Below are 24,751 nucleotides of genomic sequence, written 5' to 3'. Positions count from 1 at the left end.
CTCACTCGCTACGCCAATGTAGACGATGTTCGGAGCTAATTTGTGACCTTAATTTTTTTTTAGCCGCGAGCGAACTTTTTTAAACTTATTACGTCTAATCTTAGAGAGGTGAGAGTATGGAGACGACCGGTGTCCATGTATTTGAGTATTTAAAGTATGTATCTGAAACGACGGATCAGAAAGCAATTTTACGCAATTTGATGGAGGCCTATGGCAATGACGTATGGAATTATGCGTTCAGCATATGCCGTAACATGGATTTAGCGGACGACATCTCCCAAGATGCCTTCCTGAAAGTATATCGTAATTTGACGACCTTCCGCGGTGAGGCTTCCGTAAAAACATGGCTGCTGACAATCACACGCAACACCGCTTATGACTATTTACGCAAAGCATTCTGGCGCAAAGTCACACTCGTTGGCTTCATTCAATCCGCAGGTACATCTCAATCTGCTGAAAATGAAGCGATGGAGAAGCTCTATGCCAGTGATATATGGAAAAAAGTAATTTCTCTCCCTCCTAAGTATCGAGAAATTCTGATTTTGCATGCGCACCATCAGCTCTCAACGAAGGAAATGGCAGCCGTTCTGAACATCTCGGAAGGAACTGTGAAATCGAGGCTCCATCATGCCAGATTGAAGGTGATCGGGCTGAAGGAGCGTGAAGCGCGTGAACTCTCCTGATCCGGATAATTTACATAAGGAATTGGAATCAGGACCGCTCCAAGAATCCGGTTTTACATCCAAGCTTCAGCGCAATATCGAGCGAGCGATCGACCGGAAGGAGCGCGCGAAGCCTCGTGTAAAACCGTTTCTTTGCCTCGCAGGACTCAGCGCGATCGTGGGAGCCGCGCTGCTTTTCCCATGGGATACGATCCACACCAAAAGCGACGCCGCGTCGGCAGTTGATTTTCCGGCCCAAGTAGAAGCGCAGGCCACCAGCTCCTCGCCAGCTCCAATCAGCACCGCACTGCTGATCGGTTTAAGAACTGAGCATGAAGCCGAGGGCACCAAACGTACGTTGAACTCACTACGGTATAGCACCTATCGTACTATGCTAATCGCTCCTGTCCGCGGGAAGCTGCAGAAAACGTCAGAAGGCAGCGGCATTCTCATGCCCTATAAACAAAACTTTTGGAAGATAGATTCCCTAGTTAACAAAACAAAAACTGATGAGTTTCATTACTTGTCCGCGCATTTGGCTGATCAACCAGTAAAAGAGGAAACCTTTACCGACGATCCCCTTGAGGAACTAAACCATGTGGAAACACTGGTATTCGCAGGCAACCAATACTTATCTGTGAAAGAAACGGAAGAAGCCTGGAGCGGAACTGCCCCGTATCAAGCTGATCGAATCTGGGTTCGCACCTTACCCCAACTGAAGGAAGGGCATGCGACTCAGTTCTACAAAAAACCAATCGATAAGAACCACGTCTCGATGACTGATCTCTATGGCCCCAACATAAGCGGAGTATTGAGTAACTTGTCCACTACTGTTAAGAGACTTCCCTCGGAAACACAAGGTGAGATCACAGGGCAAAGTTGGACCGTTCAGCGCCAACCAGGACGTTGGGTTGGCAAGATCGCCGAGACGCCTAGCCCTAGCTCCTCTAGTCCAGATCGCTACGTCCTACGCGATTTTCCGCGCGAGCTCCCGGATAAAGTCGTCAACCACGACGTGCTTTGCTGCTCATGGAACGATCTTCGATCTTCTTGGCCGAATGCGACTGATGCATTATCCTCACCGATGAATGACATGATTGTTATCTTCGAAGAGGATAAACTCAAGTTCTACCCGTATGGTCAAGCACCGAACAACGACCCTCAATTAACCATAGACCTGCAGCCAGGCGAGCAGCTTGTTATGGCACAGTGGGCAACAGACCATTATGTGCAGGAATGGATCGATAAGGTCGGAAAGTACTTGTCGTACGATAACAAAGAGTAAACAAAGAACCTCTACCCCTCATCAAAAACGTTGGGTGTGGAGGTTCTTTGTTCCGTTTGCTTCTACCAACCTCTGCGATCGCGAAGACGGGTAATATGGGTAATATGATGATTACCGTGCCAGGCATAGTTGCCCACGTTCCAATCCAATCGAATCTTATTTCCTGATTCCGGATGAACAAAGGCTCTAGCCAACTGGTCTTGGTTCAGTGAGTGAAGTAAGATCATCCAGCGGCTATGTAGGGCATCAAGCAGTGCGAGTGAAAGCTCCACGGGTGCCGATTTCCCGTCGCTAAGACTAGCCCAACGATCCTCGTAGTAAGGTCTAATTGTCGGTTGTTCCTCTGTTAGAGCAAGCTTGAAGCGTGTGTAGCTATTCAAGTGACTATCTGCCACGTGATGAACGACTTGCCTCACTGACCAGCCACCTGGACGATACGGTGTATCCAACTGCTCATCCGAAAGCCCCGCTACTGCTGCTTGCAGTCTTCTAGGCGTCGATTCGATATCAGCCATCCACACCTGTAGCTGCTCTTGTGTAATTTCGCCCTCATGCTCAAATAATCCAATGGGATAGCGCAAATCTTCCATACTTCCATCCTCCTGCATCTTTTTCTCCCATTATACATGAAGTAAAGCTGCTACCTAGGTAATAAATGGTCTATTTCTATTGGCTTTCTTTTATAGGATTAAAGGTGCATTCGGCTTCTTGCGAGGAAGAATACGCAGCCATAAACAATTCGGCGAACCGCGAATCCCACTGGGTGCCTCTCCCCTCTTCTAGAATGGCTAACGCCTTCTCTACAGCCATTCCTCTACGATAGGGACGATCCGAAGTCATCGCATCGAACGCATCAGCGACAGCGATTATTCGCCCGAAGACTGGAATATCAAGTCCCTTCAGTCCATCAGGATATCCCTTACCGTCAAAGCGCTCGTGATGCGAGCGGACACCGGGTAGAAGGGGAGCCATCGCCTCGGTAGGCTCGATTTGCCTTAGAATCGTTTCACCCAAAACGGGGTGTAGCTTGATTTGCTCAAATTCCTCATCCGTCAATTTACCTTCTTTCAGCAGTACCGCATCTCTAACGCCGATTTTACCGATATCGTGGAGCAGCGCAGTTTTGTTCAAAAGATCAAGCTCTTCCTCACTTAAATTCGCAGCTTGTCCAATCATTAACGAATATTTAGCCACACGCTGCGAATGACCTGCGGTGTATGCATCTCTGGCATCCAGAGCAGCTGCCAAGGTGCTAAAGTAGCTCTGCAACAGTTGATTGTTCATACTTTCTCGCGCTTCAAGGCCCTTCACCATGTGATTGAATCCGGCAAACAGACGAGAAAACTCATCGGAATATAAGTCCGAAGCTCGTACTTGAAGATCCCCAGACTGAACCTCATTCATCGCTAGGTATAGATCGTTTATTGGCTGCTGAATATCTCTCGTTAACAACCTTGCTCCAAGCGAAGAGAACCCTACACCCAGCAGTAAAATGATAGCCGCCCATTTCCAATAATCCGAAGTTATTTCCACCGATTTGTTCACAAGTCGAATTTGAGTTGCCAAGCTGAACAGGAAAAGCGGCATCGTACCAATTAAAAAAGAGCTCAGTTGAAACTTGCGTTGTATGGATACGATAACTCGACCGTCAAGCGAGACATCCTCCCCGTAGTAGCGCTGCCCCAGTTCACGAATATGAAGCAATACGGGGCGAATGGCCTGTGCTGTCAGGAAGAACTCCAACAATCCATGCATATTTGCAATCAGCAGGGCGCCGATGCCCGCTAAACCTATATAAAACGCTGACAGGGACAGTAAGCCTAGCTTAATACCTATGCTCGCCATAAGAATAGCAGGGATGGATAACCCCAGAAAATGCGGACCGAGAATTCGCTTCACCGCAAGCGCAGGAAAGCGGTGCGTTTGCAGGTAGGCTTCACGGAGCGTAGCCAAATCGGGAACCTCCTGCTCAAACATCAACCGAATGGGCTTTACATGAAAGCGAAACATGATAAACTCGGAAAGCATCATGATGCAGAGCGAAAGCATCATAATGATAAAAAGACGCAGCAACTCCGTATTTGATATATTAAGTGTCGTTGATATGATGAAACCGCCAACAACCATCACGGCTGCTGCGGACCCCAAGACATAATTTCGCATTAAATGTTTAAGAAATCTCTTATAAGTAAGCACAATGAATTCCTCATTTCTGCAGCACTGTCAGACTTAGCTGACAATTCCTCATGGTGTTCTCTTCATTGTATAGTAATTCGACAATTTACGGTGATTTTCTAACAGTTTTTTAACAAAAAAAGGTGCCCTCCTCGGAATGCTGAAGGCACTTCGTAAACTCCTATTTGTTAATTTTGAGCTTAATGCTGGAATACTCCAGCACATTTGCAGGTGCTACACTCTCAAAACTATAAATCCTATCTTTTCCCACAAGATTAGTATCTGGTTGTATTTGAAACGGCGCTGTCCCCATTATATTGCCTGTTCGATCTATGAAGCTTAACTGGCCTTTTATAGAAGTACGATCGGTCGCCTCGTCAAGCTGGAACTGGCCACTGATAACACTATAAATCCCATCCCTTCTAACTTGTATGCCGCCCAGACGAAGCTCAGGAACAGCTGCATCTGTAATCAACATGGGCTCTGATGGCTGGACGTCATTTACAATGCTCCCGAACAACCTACCGACTTGGACCGTAGCATATTCAAAATCAGAAATATTGTCATTCACTGTAAGATCGATGACTTGTCTTCCAGCACCGGTAGCCACTTCTGTTGTTACGCTATTCGATACACCCAATCTCTCGCCAAGAGCACTATAAAATAAAACTTGGAACCCGACTTGAGCTGGTTCATTTCGATCATGCCATTTCCGACCCAACTGCACTTCAGCTTTCATATGGGTACTTCCACTCGACGGGTCAAAGTTCCAATAAGTAAAACCAACCTCGACGTCGTCATTCCTATCTACAGCATCGAGCTCATGCAGTTTAAACCATACGGGACCGATCCAAGAATCAATACGATGCCAATTACGCCACACTTCCTTGACATTTACCAGCTGTGGGGTAATGCTTGCGAATGTTTGGAAAGTAGTCGGATTACGGACAATTACAGTCTCATAAGGTAGCTGAACCTCTTCATCAACCTCTTTTACTCCTATCAAGGATAGGTAACCAGGTTGTATCCACTTATCTCCTGATTTCGTCTTTATTAAGTAGCGGCTACCCCATTTGGACTTTGTTGTTACGATCTGCGGAGCCAATGCGCCTCCCGTTGGCTGGGTTAGACCTGGATCATCGTAGATCGCTTGAATACTGCCAAGATCGATGTTCGTGATTAGGGGCTCTGCATGATCGAACTCCGCATTATCTGGCGAAATCCACATCAGACCCATCCAAGTGGAAATTTGATAAAAGCTCCTTAAATACCCCTCTCCATGGCCGACACGTAATAGCTTTGTATTCAAAATCGTTACTTCCTGCGGGGATAAAAGACCTACTTCTTTCCGGTAGACATCATAGAAACTCGTATCCTCAAACAAAGTAATCGTTTTTGCCGACGGAGCGGGAGCTATTAACGCCAACGAACTGGATGCAAATACTCCCCCTATAACAAACCAACATCCAATCAGACTAAGTACTACCACTCTGGCGACAAGCCTCTTCATGATTCACCTCAACTGAATTATTCCGTCTCCTTGCCTACAGCATCCGGGATCAGCGCATTTTCTTTCCCTAGAAATGCGCGAGCAAGATCTGTTACCGTCTTACCTGTTAACGTTTGTGCGATTTCAGGCACTTGGGCGATCATCTTCGTGATATCGCCTGTTATTCGATTAACACCCGATGTCGCGCCATCTTGCGAAATAACCGTAATTTTGTCCACTTTGCTAAGAGGAGCGGCAATTTTCTCGGCCAGCTCTGGCAGCATGCGAAGAATCTCGACCGTAACGGCAGCCTGCGTATACTGTTTGTAAGCTTCGGCTTTTTTCTCCAAGGCTTCGGCTTCGGCAAAACCAGCCAACCGAATGACTTCCGCATTCGCCTTCCCTTTAGCCAGTTCCGCTTCGGCCGTCGCTTCACCTCGTTTTCTTGTCGATTCCGCCTCAGCTTCCGCTTCGAGAATTTGGCGCTGCTTACTCACCTCTGCACGCATGATTGCAGTCAGCTTATCGGCTTCCGCTGGTTTAATAACCGTTGCCTCAAGCTCTTTCTGCTTAAGTTCAACTTCAATTTGGCGAACATTCTTATTGGCTTCTGCTTCCATCTGCTTAATTTTCACTTGTTCCGTCATCAGAGATTGCTTAATTTGGTTTTGCTTCAACTCGTAAGCCAAATCGGCTTCCGCCTGCTTGGTCGTCGTTTCCTGTTTAAATTCAGCTTCTTTAATGCTCAATTCCTTGCGATACTGGGCTTCTTTGGCAGATGCGGCGCTCTCTGCCTCGATACGCAGCTGATGAGCTTCCGCTTTACGGATGGCGGATTCTTTTTCCGTATCGGCCTGTCTCATTTGAATATCTCGCTCGACCTCAGCCTTTGCAATGCTTGCGCTCTTCCGAATACGCTCAACCTCAGGGACACCCAAGTTTTCAATGTATCCTTGATCGTCGGCAACCCGTTTTAACACGAAAGAAATCAAACTCAGACCCATTTTATCCAAATCCTCTGAGCACGTCTCGCGCATCTTACTGTTTAGTTCGTCAGGATTTTTGAGGATCGCTTCCACCGTTAATTGACCAACTAAACCACGGAGATGTCCTTCTACGGAATGTAATATTATCGTTTCCCGTTCTGTCATTGTATGGTCGAGAAACTGCTCTGAGGCTGTGGCAATGGCAACAGGATCGCTTTGGATTTTAATTTGAGCGACAGCCTCGATTTTGAGCCTAATTCCTTGCTGGGAAAACATAGGTTGATCCGGCTTCACATCGAAGCTCATCAACATCATAGAGATCGTTTTATAGCTTTGGAAACCTGGAATAACGAAAGTACCCCCGCCTTGAACAACTCTTTTACCCCCTAAGCCGTAAACAATCATAGCTTCGTTAGGCGGTACTTTCTTATAAGCTTTCACAATTGAAACTAGTAAGATAAAAACGACAAAAACAATAGCGCCAGCTGCATACAAAACAGTTAACATTCTCAAATTACCTCCCTGTGGCACATGTTTGTTAAGCGTTATTCATTAAACTCTACGACCGTGGCAACACCTTTGTCTACGTGTAAAACAACGACTTTAGCTCCTTTCTTGATGGACTCCCCTTGCTCAGACTTCACACTAATAGCACGCGTAGTTCCCTGCAGAACAAACTTCATTTCCCCAGTGCCTTTTTCATGAATCGGTACTGATAGCTGTCCCAATTGTCCTTGAAGATCAAAATCACTCTCCTTCATGCTGTGATCGTGCTTATAGATAACTTTGGCATAGAAGAGGAAGAAAAACCAACCAATGAGGAGACCAGCCGCTATTGCAATGAGCATAATAAGTATTAAGCTCGTCATGCCTATACTGCCCAGCATATAGCCTACACCGCCAAATACAGTCAAACTGGCCAAGATCGAAGATAAATTAAAAAAAGACGGCCCTGCATGGGCATGCATACCGCTATCCACGTGGAACTCTGAAATATCTCCACCGAAAAACGTAATTAGCAACGTGAGAGCAAGGCCAACAAAGAAACAAATTGCAAACAAAGTCATCATGTGCGTCACCTCCCTGCGAAGTTACAATACACTTTCCAGTTTTCAACTGAAATTATTTATTTTTCAATATGTTACACACTTACCCAAGTTTCAAACAAACTAATAAGCTTAATCTGGCGTGGATTTATATGAAATTTCAAGTTCTTCATAGACTTCCCAACATTTAACAAACAAGACATAAATATAGACGCACGTAAGCATGAAAGGTTGCGTGTACCTACCTGAATATGCACCTACACAAACAGCTTTCCCAACGCTGCGCAGAACGAACTGCCCATAGATGGGGAGAGCTGAACCTTAATCGTAAAATGAGCTACTTATGAGACTCCGTCTGTGGAATAACGATACCAATGAGCTTTGATTGATTTTTGACCAAACTTCTCGCAGAGAAATCAGGAGTGTAGTTCAAATCTTCAATAATCACTTTGATACGTTCAATCGTTTCCCCCTAGATTTAGAATCCATTTTTACCTAAAATAAATATTTCCCCCATTTAGCGCATCGTTCTTCCCGTTCATGCGTATAAACATTTGTCATTTACTGTTATCTATAAAATTTAAGGAGTAGATTCGAGCATGAAGAAAAAGAAATTAACAGGGTGGATTTCAGCCGCATTAGTTGTTCTGATGGTTACGCTAACAGGTTGCCAAGCTGTTCAAGGATTAGATTTCGCCCAAGCTATCCAAAATGGAGCAAGCGTGAAGTCAACTGAGTCCAAAAGCACGTTCCAACTGGAACTCGTTACTGGCAATACCGCGCAGCTGTCCGCTGAAGCGCAAACCGCAATCACAGCGTTCAAGAACGTTAAATTGTCGATTGCGAACGCCAAAATGCAGGACAATCAACACCTCTCTGTAGATGGCGCCCTCACTTACGGTAAAGGGACAATCCCTTTTAAACTCAATGTAGATGGTACCAAGTTTATTGTTCAGATCGAGGGTGCTCCAAAACCAATCGAGTTTGATCCAGCAACGTTTGCAGAGGCAGACGAACTCACGCTGTTACCTACTAGCGTACAGACTCAGCTTGGCAATAAGATCAAGGAATTACAACCAGCTCTCATTAAGTTTTTCTTGAAAAATTTCCCCAATCCTAAGAATATTACGGTCACCTCTTCTACCGAGCAAGTAAATACCGAAACTCTTAATTTGCAAAAGGTTCACTTGGAGTTGAACGGCAGTGAAGTGGTTGATCTTCTGAAGGTATTCCTCAAAAGCATTCTTGCCGATGAAGAAGGCCTAAAAGAATTGCTAGGTCAATTGTACGATGCGTTCCTTCCTCTCCTTAACGAACAAGGAGAAGGTCAAGCTTCCGTTCTGTTAAAAGACAAATCTTTAGCTGTCGGATTCGCTTATTCGTCCATTCACGATAGCCTCGAAGAAGCTGTCGCTAGCATGGATAAAGCTACACAAAATCCTTCTGAAGATGCTCAAGTTCAAGCACTTTTGAGCGCTAAAACTACGCTAAAAACCGACTTTTTCATTGATACAGATAAACAAATTCGCAAAGAAAACTTTGAACTCTTTATCCCTATTACGGATGAAAAGTCTGGTGTTTCGGGAATTAAACTGAGCTATGCTGGTGAGGCATGGAACATTAACAAACCGGTGAAGGCCGATGCCATCGATACTTCTGCAGGCGTATTAAACTTTGAATCTGAGCCTTCCTTTATCTACACCTTATTGAATCAACTAGATAAAAAATCTGCTTTCTATACGTTGTTGAAAAACGACTTGAAAGTAACAAAAAAAGAAATCCCTCTTGTAATCAATCAAAACAGCGAAGAAGAATCTCTGTTTGATAGTTACAGTCCATTTATCAATGCAGACAATAACACGATGGTTCCCGTCAGATTCATCTCCGAGCAGCTTGGCGCGGATGTGAAATGGAACGGAGATCTCAAGCAAGTTACGATTAAAGATGAGCTTACTGGCACAACGATTGTCCTGACCCTTGATAGCCAAAGAGCAACTGTCAACGGTTCGCCTGTACAATTAGAAAGCGCAGCAACTCTTCATCATGGCTCCACCTTCGTACCTATTCGTTTCATCGCTGAGAAGCTTGGCAGTACGGTCAGTTTCAACAATGATACGCACACAGTAACGATTAAACGGGATTAAAACGTTGGCAATTTAGCAATATTAGGCGGACCTAGGTGTCCGCCTGTTCCCTTTTTCGAATGTCTGAATAGTCTAGTAAGGAACTAGGCAAACGACGTGCTGTTCCCAGGGACAGCAGTACGAAAAAGGAGCGAAGCCTCATGTATACGAATCCACCGAATCAACAAGATTACCAAGAGCAACCCAGTCCGCAAGAAACACAGCTGCGACCTACGCATCAAGTTATTTATCAGGCAGAACCGTCATGGACACCGATGATGAAACAAAAGCAGCATGCCATACACGCTGCCCTACACCCTCATGTCGGTCACCACATCCACGTTCAGACCATAGATGGGCATACGTATCAAGGAACACTAGTTCATGTAGACGGACACCATGCTCACATTCATGTGCACCCACATGGACACCACCCTCATCATGGGCATCATCTTCCGTTCGTTCAACATCCATCTGGGCAGCATCGCCCTATCTACTCTCCAGCGGCCTATAATCAAATTATGACACTCGTGCTATTTGAATTGCTTGTAATCCTACTACTAGGATAAACTAAAAACTCGCCTCTCCACAGGTCATTGCGACCTTTGGATAGACGAGTTTTTTAATTAATAGGACTGACCAGTTCCTTTATTCAGGGGGCCCGTTAACTTAATCGCTTATGCAAAAACTGATCATTAAGAAAACGCATCATATCTCCCCGACTTATAATGCCTGCCAAATAGCCTCCGTTTTTCTCCACAACAACCTTCTTAAGATGCCTTCTGCCAAGAATGGAAGCGACTTCATCCGCGGGCATAGCTATACTGACCGTAACGACCTTTTTCGTCGCAATTTCCATCACGGTTGTTTCCATCATGTCGCGATACTTATCTTCCATCGTTTGTGTATCCAACCAAGAAGATATAAAGAACGGAGATACTACAATAACCTTAGACTGTGAACCGATACCACGCATAATATCGCCATCGCTAATATACCCTTTAATTTCATTGCAGTGGTTAACTATAGGCATGCCACCGATACGATGGGATACGAATTTGTCCAGAACCGTCCGAATCGTATCCCCTTCCAAAACCTTAACAACCTTAGAAACCATAATGTCTGACGCATTCATTGGTCCATCCCCCTTTTCAAAAGGAAGCTTACAATAAAATTGTAAGACAATTCTAACTATTTAGTCAATGGTCGTTTTTGCTTATCTGCATTCTATTTCCTACCAGCTTCCACTTGCAGGTGCTCTACAACTTTACGGCTCATCAGACTAGCCATATCCCACGTCAACTTACGAACTTGGCGCCCTAGCTTTCCAGTGAGGACGATATTCATTCCCCATTTTTGAATCCAAATGAAGCCCTTTTCCGGGCCAAGCCCGATGCAAAATAAATTCATATAGGCTTCATGCGCCGGGCCCTTTTCTCCAGCGAGTTCAGCCTTAATAATCTTAGCAAGACGCGTCGCTTGAGGAATAGCTTCCTTGCATGTCATGCCATCAGCTTTGCCTGTTAAAGGATCAAACACATGAGCACAATCGCCAATGGCGTATACATGCTCACACCCTTTGACATGGTAGCGTTCGTCCACCATCAACTTACCATTCCCCTCTAGAGGGAGACCAAGCTGCTGAACTAGCGGATTCGGACGCAGCCCCAACGTCCAAACACAGGCGCCAACAGGTAAGCTAGCGCCATCTCGCAGCAGCACGGCGCCATCGCGGAAGGCCTCCGCTCTAGCACCATGCAGGATGTGGACACCAAGCTCGCCCAGCTCCTTTTCGAGCCGCTGGCTCACGTGTGGCGGCGCTGCTTCGAGCAGTCTCGCCTGCGAGCCGATTAGCGTGACGCTGATCAGTGTTGGGTCCAGTCCAGCGGCTACCGCCTTGCGTCTCAGACCGCAGGCTAGTACGCTGGCGGTCTCAATACCCGTAATTCCGCTGCCTACCACAGCTACAGATAGGAGCCTCTGCCGTTCGGACACCCGCGCTGCCAGCTGAGCATCGCGGACGTTCCGTTCCAGCTGCACTCTAATCATTTCGCTGCTGTCCGTATCCGTTAAAGAGTGACCTCCCTGCTCTGGCGCAGCCGAAACGACCCTACTACCCAGACATAGAATGAGCCTATCATATTGAAGCGATTCCGTTTGTCCATTCGGAAGCTTGATTCCGATTCGTTTTTGTTGCTGTTCTACTCCAGACAGCTCGCCCTGTATGACCTCGATCGTTCCATCGAAATAAGTGGAGAATGGGATTTTTAGTGCAGTTCCCTCCACTGCCCCTTGAAAAAGCAGCACTTTCCTGAGATGAAAAGTTTCTTTATCGAGTAAGGTGATCCTCATTCCTCTTTGACCCGTGAACTGCTTCTGCAACGAGCTTACAAGGTTAAGACCTGCATAACCTCCACCAACAATAACGATATGCTGCTCCATGCGCCATATCCCCTTTCAAATCCCTTGATACTACTTGAGACGAAGCAAGAGTCTGTCTTGTGACGTAGCTCCGCTGGAATCTTTGCGAGTTTTTTATTAAAAGTGGAATAAGCTCTGGATAAATTGGATATATTATCAAAGCTGCGTTAACAAATTGTCCAGATCGAAAAGGTCGGGCCGTCTACGCACAAATTATTGTTGGAGGTTTTTGTAAACATGGAAACAGGTACGGTAAAATGGTTTAATGCAGAAAAAGGTTTCGGGTTCATTGAAGTCGAAGGCGGTAAAGACGTATTCGTCCATTTCAGCGCCATTACAGGTGAAGGTTTCAAAAGTTTGGATGAAGGTGAGCGTGTTCAATTTGAAGTTGTTCAAGGTAACCGCGGACCACAAGCTGAAAATGTAGTCAAGCTGTAGTCCTTCACCACATATGCTTTAAGCTGCTTGCGAGTCTGAGTCTACACGACAAGGAGGAGTTCAATTGTATTTTTCAAAGAAATCGTTGGAACCTGTACCAGAAGAACAAACTAGCATCTGGACTTGCAGCACCGAGCAGTGCTCATGCTGGATGCGGGATAACTTCTCATTCGATGATAGTCCCGTATGTCCAATTTGTAGTTCGTCTATGGTGAAGGATTTAAAGATGCTCCCCACCTTATCGAACACAAGCAGCAGAAGATGATTATTCAGAAGGAGGGGGACTTGCCTCCTCTCTTCACACTTCCCCATAGGGAAGTCCGACCAAAGAAAAGCCCTTGCTGCTCCTATCGGAGTTGGCAAGGGCTTTTCTCCTGGTCTTGGTAAAGTTGCTATATAGACGGCACTAAAGGATCTGGGGCAATGCTCGAATACATCATGCCAAATTGATTCAACCTTCTCTGAAGAATTATCGATTGTCACCCGTTTTCGACCTAACAAATTGGCCACACATTCAGATGCATTTTCTGGCACAATTTTCACCTTACGAATGACATTTCCCCCGCGAAATGTAACAACCGTGCCATCTTGTATTGTGTAGGTGTCTGATGTGAAGAAAGACATTCAGCTGTTTGTCTTTGTACGATGTGGAAGAATGATGACGTACACGCCTTCACAGCCGCTAAGTCTCCTTCGGATGCACCATCTCTTCTGGACGCACATAGCTGTCGAACTGCTCTGCCGTCAAATAGCCGCTGCGCACAGCAGACTCTTTTAACGTCAGCCCTTCCTTATGGGCCCTCTTCGCGATGCTCGCCGCCTTCTCATACCCGATATAGGGATTGAGCGCCGTAACGAGCATAAGCGATTGCTCAAGATTACGCTGAATGGCTTCACGATTCGGCTCCATACCTGCGAGACAATTATCATTGAAGGAGCGCGTGCTATCCGCCAAGAGCCGCACGGATTGCAGGAAGTTATAAATGATGACGGGCTTGAACACGTTCAACTCGAAGTTGCCCTGACTGGCGGCAAAACCGATGGCCGCGTCGTTTCCCATCACTTGGCAGACGACCATCGTCATCGCCTCGCTCTGGGTGGGGTTAACCTTGCCCGGCATGATCGAGCTGCCGGGCTCGTTCTCGGGGATCGTGATTTCCCCGATCCCACACCGGGGGCCGCTCGCCAGCCAACGCACATCGTTGGCGATCTTCATCAGGTTCGCCGCCAGCGCCTTCAGCGCGCCGTGTGCGTAAACAATCTGATCATGGCTGGTCAGCGCATGAAACTTATTCGCCGCCGAGACGAAGCGCGTCTGCGTCTCGCGTTCAAGCGCTTCGGCAACTCGCGCTCCGAACTCCGGATGCGCGTTCAGCCCTGTGCCCACTGCGGTACCGCCGATGGCCAGTTCGCGCATTGTGTCCACGCTGCTGCGCACCATGTGCACAGTCTGCTCCAGCATCGCCCACCAGCCGCTGACCTCCTGCCCTAACGTCAGGGGGGTCGCATCCTGCAGGTGGGTGCGCCCGATCTTAACGATGGAGGCATAGGCCTCCATCTTGCTCTGAAGAGTCGCCTGCAGTAACGCTAGCGCAGGCAGCAGTTCCTGCTCCACGGCGATGACGCCTGCGACATGCATCGCCGTAGGAAACGTATCGTTCGAGCTCTGCGATCGATTCACGTCATCATTGGGATGAATGCGCAAGCCATCCCCAACCAACAGCTCGTTCCCGCGGTGCGCAATCACCTCATTAACGTTCATATTCGATTGCGTCCCGCTGCCCGTCTGCCAGACGACGAGAGGGAACTCATCGTTCCAACGGCCCTGCACAATCTCATCCGCCGCTTGCGTGATAGCATCTGCTTTCTCTGCCGTTAAGCCGCCCAACTCGCAATTCACTTGCGCAGCGGCTTTTTTCAACAGAGCAAAAGCTTGAATGAGACGGAAGGGCATCCGCTCTGTGCCAATCTTGAAATTCTCATAGCTGCGCTGCGTCTGGGCGCCCCACAACTTATCCACAGGCACTTTGATTTCCCCCATCGTATCGCGCTCAACGCGATAGCCTTGCTCCATAATAATCCCCTCTTTTCATAGATAGCTTCATCGTAGTATTCCCCGCTTAGAGCGAACTATCACCCTTCTCACACCGAGGAAAGCCACTCCATAATCTCCTCCGCACTTGCAATCGTCGCAAATTTCTCGTGTACATTCACCGGCGTCATGCAATGGACCTGCTCCTCTGCGTACACCACTCCATCGGGACCCGCCCGATCAAACATTGCCTTCACATCTGCCACAAGATACGTTGTGAACCCCAAAATCCGCCGCCATTCGGGTCATCGTTTCCACACAATGATTCGTGGTCAGTCCTACAATCACGACCGTTCGGATTCCAAATCATAAAATCATGCTCTAGGTCCGTACCCATGTAAGCAATGTGGTTTCATGAATCAAGCTTCATGCGAACCTTTTCAACTTGTTGGCGATCTAACGAAAGTAACGTTACACTGATAGGATAAGGAGGCGCTACTCCCCAAGCAGTCGAGCGTAACAAAGGTCAAGCAGAGCGTGACAAACAAGGATATCAGTGCAACAATTACAGATATGCTGTGTGAATTGTTCAGAAGTAAATCAACGATCTGACTAACATCAAATTCGTTTTACACGTTCGCTAACTAAAAACAAAAAACACCTGCCACGCAGGTGTCTAATAAAGGAGAGTCTATCTCATGGAATCTACACTAGAAATCATTGTTCGTTCCACCGAAATCGATATAAACGGACACGTCAATAACGCCAAATACTTAGAATACCTCGAATGGGGTCGGGAAGAATGGTATGAGCGCTCAGAGCTCCCCTATGATGCTTTCAGCCACATGGGTATCCAAACCGTCACTGTCAACATCAACATTAACTACAAAAAAGAGTGCAAACAAGGTGATCGCCTAACCATTACCTGTCGCCCTGAAAAAATGGGCCGCTCGAGCTTCGTTCTGAAGCAAGAAATCATCAATGAGCGTGGCGACCTCTGTGCCGATGCCCTCGTTACCAGTGTTACGATGGATAGCCATACGCGTAAAAGCCGTGAAATGCCTGAGCAATTACGGAAGCATTTTGAATGAGTAAGACCCGCTCAATCTTCAATTCCTAGAATACCTGTGGATAACTTTTGTCCAATCGTAGTCACTAAACCATCCATACTCATCATATTTTTCTCGCGATGGTATTTGTTAATCCCTTGCTCGCCTTGATGTACGGCCCACTGCTGAAGCGTGTTCCTTTCACCTTCATAGTTATAAAAGGGAATACTGAACCCACAGGAAGTTTTCACCGCGTGAATGGAGACAACGATGATCTGACGAGCGCCCGGTAACAGCGTAAATCGTGGAGCTAGCTTCTCCCACTCCGAAGTACCCGGCAAAACTACCCTACCTTCTCCATACAAACGCAAAATCATAGGAGGCCCGTCAAAGGCAGTGAACATGAGCGTAATTCTCCCATTCTCTTCGAGGTGCGCGCTCGTTTCGTTTCCGCTTCCTGTCAAATCCAAATAAGCAACTTCTGTCTGGGATAAAATACGCAGCACGTCATGACCCTTCGGTGAAAGATTGACATGCCCCTCCGCATCCAATGGAGCCGATCCAACGAAGAAAATATGTTGCTTTGCAATGAATGCCTCATGCTCTGGTTGCATGACTTCGAATAATTTCCCCATGAACACCACCTCCGTTTATTCCATTTTCTTCTATTATGAGGCTCTCTCCTTTATTTGTGAAGTAGATGGAAACTATCTGTTCTATAGCCAATTCCTATAGCGCTATATTCTTTCCACGTAATTACCTAGTTACGATTAAAATGTTCCATCCGCATTCGCGATAAGACTACCTGGTACTAAAACACTTTTCCAATCCTCCATGTTTTATTTTTTGATCAATGCGGTTTGTATGGATGGCACGCACCTCTATTGGTGGGACAAATTCCATCTGTTTAACAAAAGTGCTCCAATCACCAAGTCACGTCCCCTTCCATTTTTTCATTTTTTCTTATCTATGACCATCGAAATTTCCATTAAAAAAGCTAATTCTGCATAATTATGGGTATTACGTGGCATACTTTGTTCGTTATAGAAGAGGAGGTGATTGTACATGTCAACAACTGATAGCAATGACGTGGTTAGTCATGGTATTAATGCTGCTCAAGCAAGTGCAGAAGACAGCAAATCCCAAGAGCAGGTAGAACAATTATCCGCTGAACTACAAGAAGCTTCCACTACGTCCCAAACTGATGAATCCAGCACACAACAATAAAGCTAAAAAAGCGGTAGGAGCCCTGCGCTCCTACCGCTTTTTTAGCAGTTTTTTAGACGACAGCCTATTATCCTTGAGAAATTACACACCATTCGCCCAGCATCCGAATAAATTGTAACAAACATGCAGGAATGGATGATGAAAACATGGAAAAGCCTGTTAACATACAAACGTACCAAGTGCTACGAGATAAGCTCAATCTGCTATACCCGGCAGTTGTGCAGCTAACGTCCAATTCAGTTCAGCAAACACTGAATACAGCTATTGTCAATGCGGTTAATCAATTGCTTCATGATCAAGGATATCCGCAAAATCCGCTGACCGATGTAACGGCCTATTATGAGCTTAAAACAAATCAAAGAGATGTGTTGAGCTTGTCCTTGTGGAACTACGCGTTTTCAGGGGGCGCTCATGGATTAACACTACAGAAATCATTGACCTTTAGTACACAAACTGGAAAGCAGTATGCGCTCAAAGATCTGTTTAAGCCAAACAGCAACTATGTGGCCAAACTCTCAGCTATCATTCAGGCCCAAATTAAAACAAGAAGTCTCCCTTTACTTGTGGATTTCAAGGCAATTCGCCCGGATCAGGATTACTATATCGCAGACAAGGCTCTCGTGATTTACTTCCAGGTGTATGAACTCGCTGCCTATGTCTACGGGTTCCTTTATTTCCCGATTTCCGTATATGACATTCAGGATATCATTAACGAAAACGGACCATTAGGTAAAATGCTTAGCTGATTAGACGCAGACTATAATCTGTCTGCTGAACTTGCCTTTGCGAACGACGCAACGCTCGGCGATGCGGAAACCGACCCGCAGCACGAGCGAATCAATCTGCTCGGTCGTAATAATGACAGCGCGCTCGGCTAAGCGGCGAGCGCTCTCAAGCATTTGAAGCTGCTCGTCTTCCGGCAGCTTCGAGCAGAGATTGTACGGCATGTCGAGAATAAGCGCGTCATAGCGGCCCTGCAGAGTCCGCATGTCCGCGAGACTCACCACATTTGCCATGCCGAAGTGATCTAAGTTCACCCGCGCGCCGCGCACGGCCAGCGGGTTGACGTCGCAACCGACGATATCGATGCCCATCGATATCGCTTCCACCAGCACCGTGCCGATACCGCAGCACGGATCCAACACCCGCGTGCCCGCTATATCGGGCACGGCGATATTCACCACCGCCCGCGCAAGGCGGGTTCCCAGGGCGGTGGAGTAGTTCTGCGGCTTCTGCTGATGCTGAAGCCACACGGCTTCGCCGAAGCTGCAATCGCCGAACAACCATCGGCCTCGCAGCTCCGTTACAGCGAACCATTGCTCCGGCCGTCGCATTTCGGCTTTGCCGCGAAGATGCCGGCCTATTTCGCGCTCGACCTCCCGCTGCCGGTCATAGCTGATGGCTGTTTCCGTCTCCGCGAAAACAACCTTGAACGTTGACCCGCGTACGGTCAACGTCTGCACCTGCTCGGCCAGCTCTTCCAGGCTATCGGCCTCGAACAAAACCTCCAGCCGCAGCTTCAGAAACGGGCTGCGACTAGCATCTATACAGCGCGTGCTCTCTATGCAGCGCACGCCCAACTCTGCACCCAGCAGCGTGCGTAGCTCTAGCTGACATAACGCCTGCTCATCTTCATGGCAGGTGTAAGTGTACACATATTTCATCGTCATAAAGGTTCCTCTGTCTCTTAATCATTAGCAGAATTTCACGATAACTGCTGAAATTTCCGTTTAACACGCCGTGGACATCGTAACAAATTCCGTCGCAGGTAGCTCCCTATTTTATCGTCCTATCCGTCGTAAGGAGCGAACTAAGTCCGGGCACTGCTTCTTGAGCCTGTACGATCGATTATATCCTGTATTGTCGTTTGACAGCACCCTCTTTCTTGAACCCGCTGACCTATCGTTTCCAAAATGAGTTAAAAGTTTGCGCTGTAAAGATTTATTTACTGTGCAAGTAGTAACTTTTTTTTCAAGCTCTTGTTGTCCCTTTTTTTGAATTTCCGTAATTGCTTCGTCCAGAGATTTTTTATTAGTAAGAACAGCTTGCATCTCATCCTCAATAATGCCCCCAAGAGGAATCACTAGGTAATCAACGGGGGTGGGGGATTCGTAGCCCCAGACTGGATGTCAGTAAAGGTGATTAGACCTAAAGATCCAATCAAACCTATGCTCTTTGTTACACTGTTAGGCCCTTCGTACCTTCATTGGTGGGAATCATCGGTTTAATAACCACGAATTTTATGAATCAAGAGATAGCAACGGAATTGGGCCTTTTCTTCATTATGTACGCTAGCGATATCTTGTATCTACTAGGGAGAGTACCAGCGAACGTGTTACCAAGTGCCTATGTCCCTGAGCTGCTCCTCCGTAGTCTTTGGTTAATGCCACTTCACTCTCTCCCTCGTTCGGAAGAGCAAATGTTTTCGAGTAAGGTTATATAAAATCTGTACTCAATTGCCTGATAAACGTATCGGTTGTTTTGCACATAAACATGTCTTTCCTAAGAACAATACCGACCTCTTTTTCGGGGACGGGGTCTTGGATAGGAATAGACCAAATCCCGCTGTGGTCGCCAATCCTTTTTACATATGACTCTGGTAGAATGGCTCCGCGCACGTTGTTCCTCGCCATTTGTAGCAATGATTCCAGCGTGGATAGCTCCAATGCTGGCTTCAATGCGAGGCCAGCCCGATGCACGCAGTCATCCAACATTTGACGCACATAAAATTTCTTGGGAAGCATCGCCAAGGGCAGTTCACAGAGATCTCTTAGTCCAATCGCTTCAGATTGAGCAAGCGGATGCTTACTAGATACAACAAACTGCAAACGTTCGTTATACAACGGAATACGCTGTAACTGCTCCTCCTCACCCGGTAAGAAGACAACGCCGAGATCCAGCTGATTGTTCAGCAACCCTTCCTTGGTTTCCTCCGTAGCCAGTTCAGTTACCGATAGCTCGATCCCAGGATAGCTCGCATGGAAGGATACAATAGTTGCGGTCAGCAGGTGATTCCCCGAACAGCCAATGCGTAGTCGGCCGCGCTGCATCCCCCTCATCTCATTGATCGCCGCCTGTGCTTGGTCAAGCTCGTGAAACATATTCCTACTGTGCTTATAAAGTATTTCTCCGGCTTCTGTGATGAAAATTCTCTTCCCGATTCGCTGAAAAAGCGAAGTCCCCAACCGGGACTCCAACAGGCGAATTTGTTGGCTTAGGGTGGGTTGGCTAATGCCGAGTTTCTCCGCAGCTTTCGTAAAATGTAATTGCTCGCAGACCGCTAAAAAGTATTCCAACAAGCGATATTCCAACAATTTCGCCTCACGATCATAGTTAGTATCTATGATGTTAATTGATAATTCAGAATTGATCAATGATTCTTTTTCTTCTATAGTAAAGATAACTATTTACGAACTTAGTAGCAGGAGAGGAATGAGATCTATGTACGGAAAGATTCGGATTGAACAGGTGAAACAGCTCAAACCTATGCCTAAAGCGGATGAAAAGCTGGGCTTTGGACGTTATTTTACCGATCATATGCTGTTGATGGATTATGAAGAGGGGAAAGGGTGGTTCGATCCGCGCATCGTTCCCTATGCGCCGCTTACTTTAGACCCGGCAGCTATGGTTTTCCATTATGGGCAGGCTGTATTTGAAGGGCTGAAAGCTTTTCAAAGCGAGGAAGGCGAGGTGCGGATTTTCCGTCCTGATCAAAATGCGAAGCGGCTCAACCATTCCAACGAAAGGCTCCAAATGCCTTTCATAGATGAGGACTTTTTTGTAGCATCCATACAGACCCTCGTGCATGTCGATGCGAAATGGGTACCTCAGCAGCCTGGAAGTTCGCTCTATATTCGCCCCTTCATAGTTGCGACAGAAGCTGGGCTTGGGGTCAGGAGCTCAGCGCGTTATCTATTCGTCGTTATTCTAACGCCTGTTGACAGTTATTATGAAGAAGGACTCCAGCCCATTCATATTCTAGTGGAAAGCCACTATGCGAGAGCAGCCCAAGGTGGTATCGGCGACGCCAAAACAGGGGGGAATTATGCGGCAAGTATGAAAGCGCAGGCTCTCGCTAAACAAAAGAATTGCGCGCAAGTACTCTGGCTGGATGCCAGCGAGAAGAAATTCTTAGAAGAAGTGGGTAGCATGAACGTCTTTTTCTATATTGGAGGAGAGGTTATTACCCCTAGCTTGAGCGGGAGTATTCTGGCTGGCGTTACGAGGAACAGCATTATTCAGTTACTGAAGGATTGGAAGATTCCCGTCATCGAACGGAAAATTTCGATCGCAGAAATCGTTCAAGCTTATGAGGACGGGACGCTGCAGGAAGCGTTCGGCACAGGCACAGCAGCTGTCGTATCGCCCATTGGAAGCTTACATTGGAATGAGAAACAGATGGTTGTTCATCAGGGGGGTATCGGCGAGCTGACGCAAAGGCTCTATAACGCCATAACTGGCATTCAACGTGGAACCGTTGTGGATTCTCATGGTTGGATGGCCTCTCGTTGAATGTAACAGATCAAGTCACGGAACTCGTCTTACCGTCATTGCGATGACAGGGCGAGTTTCTTTTTTTATACGCTCACTTCTAGCTTTTAGTAAAATAAAGAAAAAAGGTGCGTGAGGAGAGGAGTTTGACGCATTGAAGGCGGCTTTTTAAGAGACAAATTGCGAAAATGACACAGCTGAATAGACAAATATTAAGATATTGGCCTATTTTACTGGCCATATGAGGCGGCTATCAGATGCTGCGCTTCCTTGCACATATACTTCATCTATTTTCCCGAATTTGTTAATGATCGTTAAATCAAACCTACCAACGCCACTTGCGTTTAGGATGCTGCCTTGAATCCGGACGAATAGTTTACCATCCTTGTAGTCTACCTTGTAGGATTTATAGTTAACGGCGCTAGCGGAAAAATCTCCTTTCATGGTAATGAAATCATTTGTTACGTTTGCTTCAAGAATAACTATACTCTCAGGGGTGATTGTTGATGTGAACAGCTGGCTAGCTATCCACCCAGCTAGAAGTACTATTACCAGAATAATGATTCCAATAGACGTTTTCTTCAAGGTTCTCCCCCTATCTATTGACCAAATTCATTTGCAGCCTGAGTTTCACGACTTCATTTCTTTTCGATCTTGTAAATAAAATAACAGCCAGATAATTCCCGAAACAAGAGCGGTCATAAAGCCAAGACCTCCGACTAATAAGAACAACAAAAAGCGCACAAAACTAGCATTCTCATCATGATTAGACATAGAAGCAAATTGTATTGATATCCCAATTCCTACACTTAAAATCCAAACCACAACTCCAATAATCGCAATAATTAAAGCTTTCTTCGTACTCTTTCTCAAAAAATCAGCTCCTTTGCACTCTATTATACAACCCGCCATGATTGAGATCGACATATATTCGGATTACTAACCAATCCGTTCTGCACACTGGACTAAATTAGATAGCGTTTCTTCCAGTTGGATTTTCAACAGTCCTTTATCCCATTTGTCCTCCCCACTAGTCAGATCCCCGTGTATAAGCAGCAGCATCCAGAGGGAGAACGTAGAGGAAAACAAGTAATACTCCTTTTTAAAGGCTAACTGATCTAGCTCGCTGTTGCTTGAATGTGCCTTGAATTGTTCTACGTAGGAGTCCAATACTTTTTCCCTAAGTTCATTTGTCACTACCTTTGGAAAAATAGGATGCGAAATATCGACTAAATGGTATAGGTCCCATAATGGTGTATTTAGATGGGCGTGCTCCCAATCCAGAACGAAAACTTTATGATTACTCCTAGCATAATTGCCAAGATGCAAGTCACCATGTGAAAGAACCCGACTCTTAGAAAAGCTAGATTGTTCAAGTAACGAGAATAGGTTTTCAATGATTACTGGCGAGGGATAATAGTGAGTCCATATCTCTATAACATGCTTCTTTTTTAGAAATAAATCTTGTACGAGTTCCTCAATAACGGGCTTTGGCCCCTTTAAGGGAGCGTCTAACCATTTGTCTATAGAAAGGGAATGCCAATAAGCCATCTGCCTTGTTACTTCTAGCACAATTCCCTCTTCAAATCTATGTTCGAGCTGACCGAGATCCTCAAAAATGATCCAACTTGCCTCTGGCCTATCGCTTGTTGAGCTCGCTCTTATGCTGGGATATATAGGCCGAAAATCATGAAGCACTTGCTCATAAACCCACGTTTCTTTGCCTAATTGCTCGTTATTCGTTAATGGTTTAAACACATAACTCTGCGACTCAGAGACATAGAATCTCTCTACATTTCTACCATTCATGCCTTTATAGAGAATTTCTCTTTTCACGATTTTATCCTCGTTCAAATAACCATCAGATCGTACTACGTCATTCATAGACGGCTCTATCATCAACCACACCTCGGCACCTTTTTACATTAATATACATTTAACCTAAATCATTGCATGCGCAAATAGAGATTTTGTACAGCTATTGATTAAAAGATTGTCGTACAGCCCCTTTATCCTTGTCTACTTCCACTTCTACTTAGGCATATGCCCCATTTATGATGTCATTTTCGGTCACAAATAACATTGATACCCTTCGTCTTCATACGGCTGCATGACCCGATAATGCCAAATTGCATGTATAAACATTATACTTAGCTATTTACTAATTCTAAAGGTGCATCAACAATCAACCCTATCCGTTTTTAAATAAGGAGAACGACATTAGCCCCTTTGGAACTTGGTAACAAGTTTCGCTGGCATTACCCCAAATAGGAAAATTCTTGGTATTTTATGTACGTCTGAGCATACGATACAATGCTTCCCATTCTTCTCTATCGCCCACGAAGGTTGGTTATGGGCGGTATAGTTAAAGGGGATTTTTTTCAAGAATTTTTCAGTAAATACTCGATTATTACTCCCAAAAAAGCAATTGAAACACCTACTATTAAGTTAACTTTAACTTCTGATAGTTTAATTTTTTCAATTACAAAAACCAAGAATAAAAGAATAGCCCAGTATTAAATTGAGGATATAAATTGACTATCTGGAAATATAAAAAATTTGCCACCTAACAAGTGGGTTATACCTGCCAAAGAAAAAGCAATTAATAGTATTAATGGAATACGCAATTTCAGTTTCAAGAAAATCCCCCTCCTTCTTTATTAAACATAATTTTTATTTCTTTTTATATTGGTATAATATACCAATATAAGTAAAACAATTCTACTGAAGTGATATATTTGAATTTTAACAAGTTATAAACTGGTAAGTACCGAACAGCCTTTGAATACCTATCGTAGAGTCCCTTTTCAACGCAAAAAAAGACTGTCCCAACGTTATAGAATAACCAGGGATAGTCTTTTCCATATATTTATATTTATCTATCTGCTTGCTTCCTCATCGCTCTTAGGAGCATCTTCTTTCTCCACCAGCTGAGCTTCAATCTCAATGAGATCCGGGCTGCTCATCGCATCCTCCCCAAAAAAATCTCTCAGCTTGTCCTTCGCCTTACGCTTCACATCGCTATTGATACTCATCGCTACAGCTCCAAGCGCTAGACCCAGAGCGCCTAAATCATCGACATAGCCGACCACAGGCAGCAGATCGGGCACAAAGTCGAGTGGAAAAATAAGATAACCAAGCGCACCATAGATTTGAACCTTAGCTTTCAGCGGCGTTTTTGGACTTTCAAGCGCATAGAACAAGAGCAAGCCCGAGTAAATGACCTTAATCCCGGCGTCTTTAGCGCCTTTTTTCAACTTCGTCCAGAAACCCTCCTTGGAAAAATACTTTTCATACTTGGATGCGTCCATCTTCATCACTCCATTC

The 24,751-nt window shown here is 45.8% G+C and carries 26 protein-coding genes; 10 read left to right on the top strand and 16 right to left on the bottom strand.

The genetic code is table 11. The annotated features are described in order from the left end of the window. Positions 1-116: 116 nt before the first annotated feature. Both GK047_RS18545 and GK047_RS18540 read left to right on the top strand, forming a co-directional pair. The gene (locus GK047_RS18545) at positions 117-683 is read left to right on the top strand and encodes an RNA polymerase sigma factor (protein WP_163950012.1); all 567 of its coding nucleotides are present in this window, start codon (positions 117-119) and stop codon (positions 681-683) included. Continuing rightward, complete coding sequence (locus tag GK047_RS18540) at positions 670-1,947, top strand: hypothetical protein (RefSeq protein WP_163950009.1); 1,278 nt, start codon at positions 670-672, stop codon at positions 1,945-1,947. The genes GK047_RS18545 and GK047_RS18540 overlap by 14 nt, the downstream gene beginning before the upstream one ends. A gap of 62 nt (positions 1,948-2,009) precedes the next feature. On the opposite strand, the gene GK047_RS18535 is transcribed toward GK047_RS18540, so the two are convergent. The 5 genes from GK047_RS18535 to GK047_RS18515 all read right to left on the bottom strand — a co-directional run bounded on the left by GK047_RS18535 (position 2,010) and on the right by GK047_RS18515 (position 7,667). Continuing rightward, positions 2,010-2,537, bottom strand: a complete 528-nt coding sequence (locus tag GK047_RS18535; protein ID WP_163950007.1) for a YfiT family bacillithiol transferase — start codon at positions 2,535-2,537, stop codon at positions 2,010-2,012. Between the two features lie 76 nt (positions 2,538-2,613). Next, a complete protein-coding gene (locus GK047_RS18530; protein WP_205516873.1) occupies positions 2,614-4,110 on the bottom strand; it encodes an HD domain-containing phosphohydrolase in 1,497 nt (498 codons plus the stop codon). Between the two features lie 193 nt (positions 4,111-4,303). Further along, positions 4,304-5,632 (bottom strand): hypothetical protein, encoded by a 1,329-nt coding sequence (locus tag GK047_RS18525; protein ID WP_163950003.1) that lies wholly within the window; start codon positions 5,630-5,632, stop codon positions 4,304-4,306. A 17-nt stretch (positions 5,633-5,649) separates the two neighbouring features. After that, complete coding sequence (locus tag GK047_RS18520; protein WP_163950000.1) at positions 5,650-7,104, bottom strand: flotillin family protein; 1,455 nt, start codon at positions 7,102-7,104, stop codon at positions 5,650-5,652. Positions 7,105-7,142: 38 nt separating this feature from the next. After that, on the bottom strand, positions 7,143-7,667 hold the full coding sequence (locus tag GK047_RS18515; protein WP_163949997.1) for an NfeD family membrane protein: 525 nt from the start codon (positions 7,665-7,667) through the stop codon (positions 7,143-7,145). Positions 7,668-8,242: 575 nt separating this feature from the next. Between GK047_RS18515 and GK047_RS18510 the strand changes: the two genes are divergently transcribed. Next, the gene (locus GK047_RS18510; protein ID WP_163949995.1) at positions 8,243-9,787 is read left to right on the top strand and encodes a copper amine oxidase N-terminal domain-containing protein; all 1,545 of its coding nucleotides are present in this window, start codon (positions 8,243-8,245) and stop codon (positions 9,785-9,787) included. A 140-nt stretch (positions 9,788-9,927) separates the two neighbouring features. Beyond that, positions 9,928-10,335: a hypothetical protein gene (locus tag GK047_RS18505; protein WP_163949992.1), complete on the top strand. Its 408-nt coding sequence runs from the start codon at positions 9,928-9,930 to the stop codon at positions 10,333-10,335. Between the two features lie 95 nt (positions 10,336-10,430). Here the strand turns inward: GK047_RS18505 and GK047_RS18500 are convergent, their stop codons facing one another. Further along, complete coding sequence (locus GK047_RS18500; RefSeq protein ID WP_163949989.1) at positions 10,431-10,901, bottom strand: CBS domain-containing protein; 471 nt, start codon at positions 10,899-10,901, stop codon at positions 10,431-10,433. A gap of 92 nt (positions 10,902-10,993) precedes the next feature. After that, positions 10,994-12,208 carry an NAD(P)/FAD-dependent oxidoreductase gene (locus GK047_RS18495; RefSeq protein ID WP_163949986.1) on the bottom strand — a complete coding sequence of 405 codons (1,215 nt, stop codon included), beginning with the start codon at positions 12,206-12,208 and terminating at the stop codon, positions 10,994-10,996. Between the two features lie 216 nt (positions 12,209-12,424). Here GK047_RS18495 and GK047_RS18490 point away from each other — a divergent pair, with 216 nt between their 5' ends. Next, positions 12,425-12,625, top strand: a complete 201-nt coding sequence (locus tag GK047_RS18490; RefSeq protein ID WP_163949983.1) for a cold-shock protein — start codon at positions 12,425-12,427, stop codon at positions 12,623-12,625. Positions 12,626-12,689: 64 nt separating this feature from the next. Next, positions 12,690-12,890 (top strand): cold-shock protein, encoded by a 201-nt coding sequence (locus GK047_RS18485; RefSeq protein WP_163949980.1) that lies wholly within the window; start codon positions 12,690-12,692, stop codon positions 12,888-12,890. Between the two features lie 417 nt (positions 12,891-13,307). Here GK047_RS18485 and fumC read toward each other — a convergent pair whose 3' ends face one another. Together fumC and GK047_RS18475 are read right to left on the bottom strand one after the other, a co-directional pair. Then, positions 13,308-14,699 carry a class II fumarate hydratase gene (gene fumC / locus GK047_RS18480; RefSeq protein ID WP_163949976.1) on the bottom strand — a complete coding sequence of 464 codons (1,392 nt, stop codon included), beginning with the start codon at positions 14,697-14,699 and terminating at the stop codon, positions 13,308-13,310. A 68-nt stretch (positions 14,700-14,767) separates the two neighbouring features. Beyond that, the gene (locus tag GK047_RS18475; RefSeq protein WP_240344046.1) at positions 14,768-14,944 is read right to left on the bottom strand and encodes a hypothetical protein; all 177 of its coding nucleotides are present in this window, start codon (positions 14,942-14,944) and stop codon (positions 14,768-14,770) included. A gap of 411 nt (positions 14,945-15,355) precedes the next feature. On the opposite strand from GK047_RS18475, the gene GK047_RS18470 reads away from it, so the two are divergent. Beyond that, positions 15,356-15,748 carry an acyl-CoA thioesterase gene (locus GK047_RS18470; RefSeq protein WP_163949973.1) on the top strand — a complete coding sequence of 131 codons (393 nt, stop codon included), beginning with the start codon at positions 15,356-15,358 and terminating at the stop codon, positions 15,746-15,748. Positions 15,749-15,759: 11 nt separating this feature from the next. On the opposite strand, the gene GK047_RS18465 is transcribed toward GK047_RS18470, so the two are convergent. Beyond that, the gene (locus GK047_RS18465) at positions 15,760-16,341 is read right to left on the bottom strand and encodes a pyridoxamine 5'-phosphate oxidase family protein (RefSeq protein WP_163949970.1); all 582 of its coding nucleotides are present in this window, start codon (positions 16,339-16,341) and stop codon (positions 15,760-15,762) included. Between the two features lie 430 nt (positions 16,342-16,771). Here GK047_RS18465 and GK047_RS18460 point away from each other — a divergent pair, with 430 nt between their 5' ends. Together GK047_RS18460 and GK047_RS18455 are read left to right on the top strand one after the other, a co-directional pair. Then, positions 16,772-16,933: a hypothetical protein gene (locus GK047_RS18460; RefSeq protein ID WP_163949967.1), complete on the top strand. Its 162-nt coding sequence runs from the start codon at positions 16,772-16,774 to the stop codon at positions 16,931-16,933. A gap of 146 nt (positions 16,934-17,079) precedes the next feature. Beyond that, positions 17,080-17,679, top strand: coding sequence for a DUF3298 and DUF4163 domain-containing protein (locus tag GK047_RS18455; protein ID WP_240344034.1), 600 nt, complete (start codon positions 17,080-17,082; stop codon positions 17,677-17,679). On the opposite strand, the gene GK047_RS18450 is transcribed toward GK047_RS18455, so the two are convergent. Together GK047_RS18450 and GK047_RS18445 are read right to left on the bottom strand one after the other, a co-directional pair. Beyond that, positions 17,680-18,603, bottom strand: a complete 924-nt coding sequence (locus GK047_RS18450) for a TRM11 family SAM-dependent methyltransferase (RefSeq protein ID WP_346010361.1) — start codon at positions 18,601-18,603, stop codon at positions 17,680-17,682. It lies immediately after the preceding gene. Positions 18,604-19,368: 765 nt separating this feature from the next. Next, positions 19,369-20,307: a LysR family transcriptional regulator gene (locus GK047_RS18445; protein ID WP_240344033.1), complete on the bottom strand. Its 939-nt coding sequence runs from the start codon at positions 20,305-20,307 to the stop codon at positions 19,369-19,371. A gap of 67 nt (positions 20,308-20,374) precedes the next feature. Between GK047_RS18445 and GK047_RS18440 the strand changes: the two genes are divergently transcribed. After that, positions 20,375-21,445 carry a branched-chain amino acid aminotransferase gene (locus tag GK047_RS18440; RefSeq protein WP_163949961.1) on the top strand — a complete coding sequence of 357 codons (1,071 nt, stop codon included), beginning with the start codon at positions 20,375-20,377 and terminating at the stop codon, positions 21,443-21,445. Between the two features lie 204 nt (positions 21,446-21,649). Here the strand turns inward: GK047_RS18440 and GK047_RS18435 are convergent, their stop codons facing one another. The 4 genes from GK047_RS18435 to GK047_RS18420 all read right to left on the bottom strand — a co-directional run bounded on the left by GK047_RS18435 (position 21,650) and on the right by GK047_RS18420 (position 24,735). Further along, positions 21,650-22,009, bottom strand: coding sequence for a hypothetical protein (locus GK047_RS18435; protein ID WP_163949958.1), 360 nt, complete (start codon positions 22,007-22,009; stop codon positions 21,650-21,652). A gap of 45 nt (positions 22,010-22,054) precedes the next feature. Next, on the bottom strand, positions 22,055-22,297 hold the full coding sequence (locus GK047_RS18430) for a hypothetical protein (RefSeq protein WP_163949956.1): 243 nt from the start codon (positions 22,295-22,297) through the stop codon (positions 22,055-22,057). Positions 22,298-22,363: 66 nt separating this feature from the next. After that, complete coding sequence (locus GK047_RS18425) at positions 22,364-23,308, bottom strand: phosphotransferase (RefSeq protein WP_240344032.1); 945 nt, start codon at positions 23,306-23,308, stop codon at positions 22,364-22,366. Positions 23,309-24,303: 995 nt separating this feature from the next. Further along, positions 24,304-24,735, bottom strand: coding sequence for a YkvA family protein (locus tag GK047_RS18420; RefSeq protein WP_240344031.1), 432 nt, complete (start codon positions 24,733-24,735; stop codon positions 24,304-24,306). Between the last annotated feature and the right edge of the window lie 16 nt (positions 24,736-24,751).

This window comes from Paenibacillus sp. SYP-B3998 (genome assembly GCF_010820665.1).
Classification (GTDB): Bacteria; Bacillota; Bacilli; order Paenibacillales; family NBRC-103111; genus Paenibacillus_E.
Note: the sequence above shows the minus strand (reverse complement) of the source record. Positions and strands in the feature narration are given on the sequence as shown.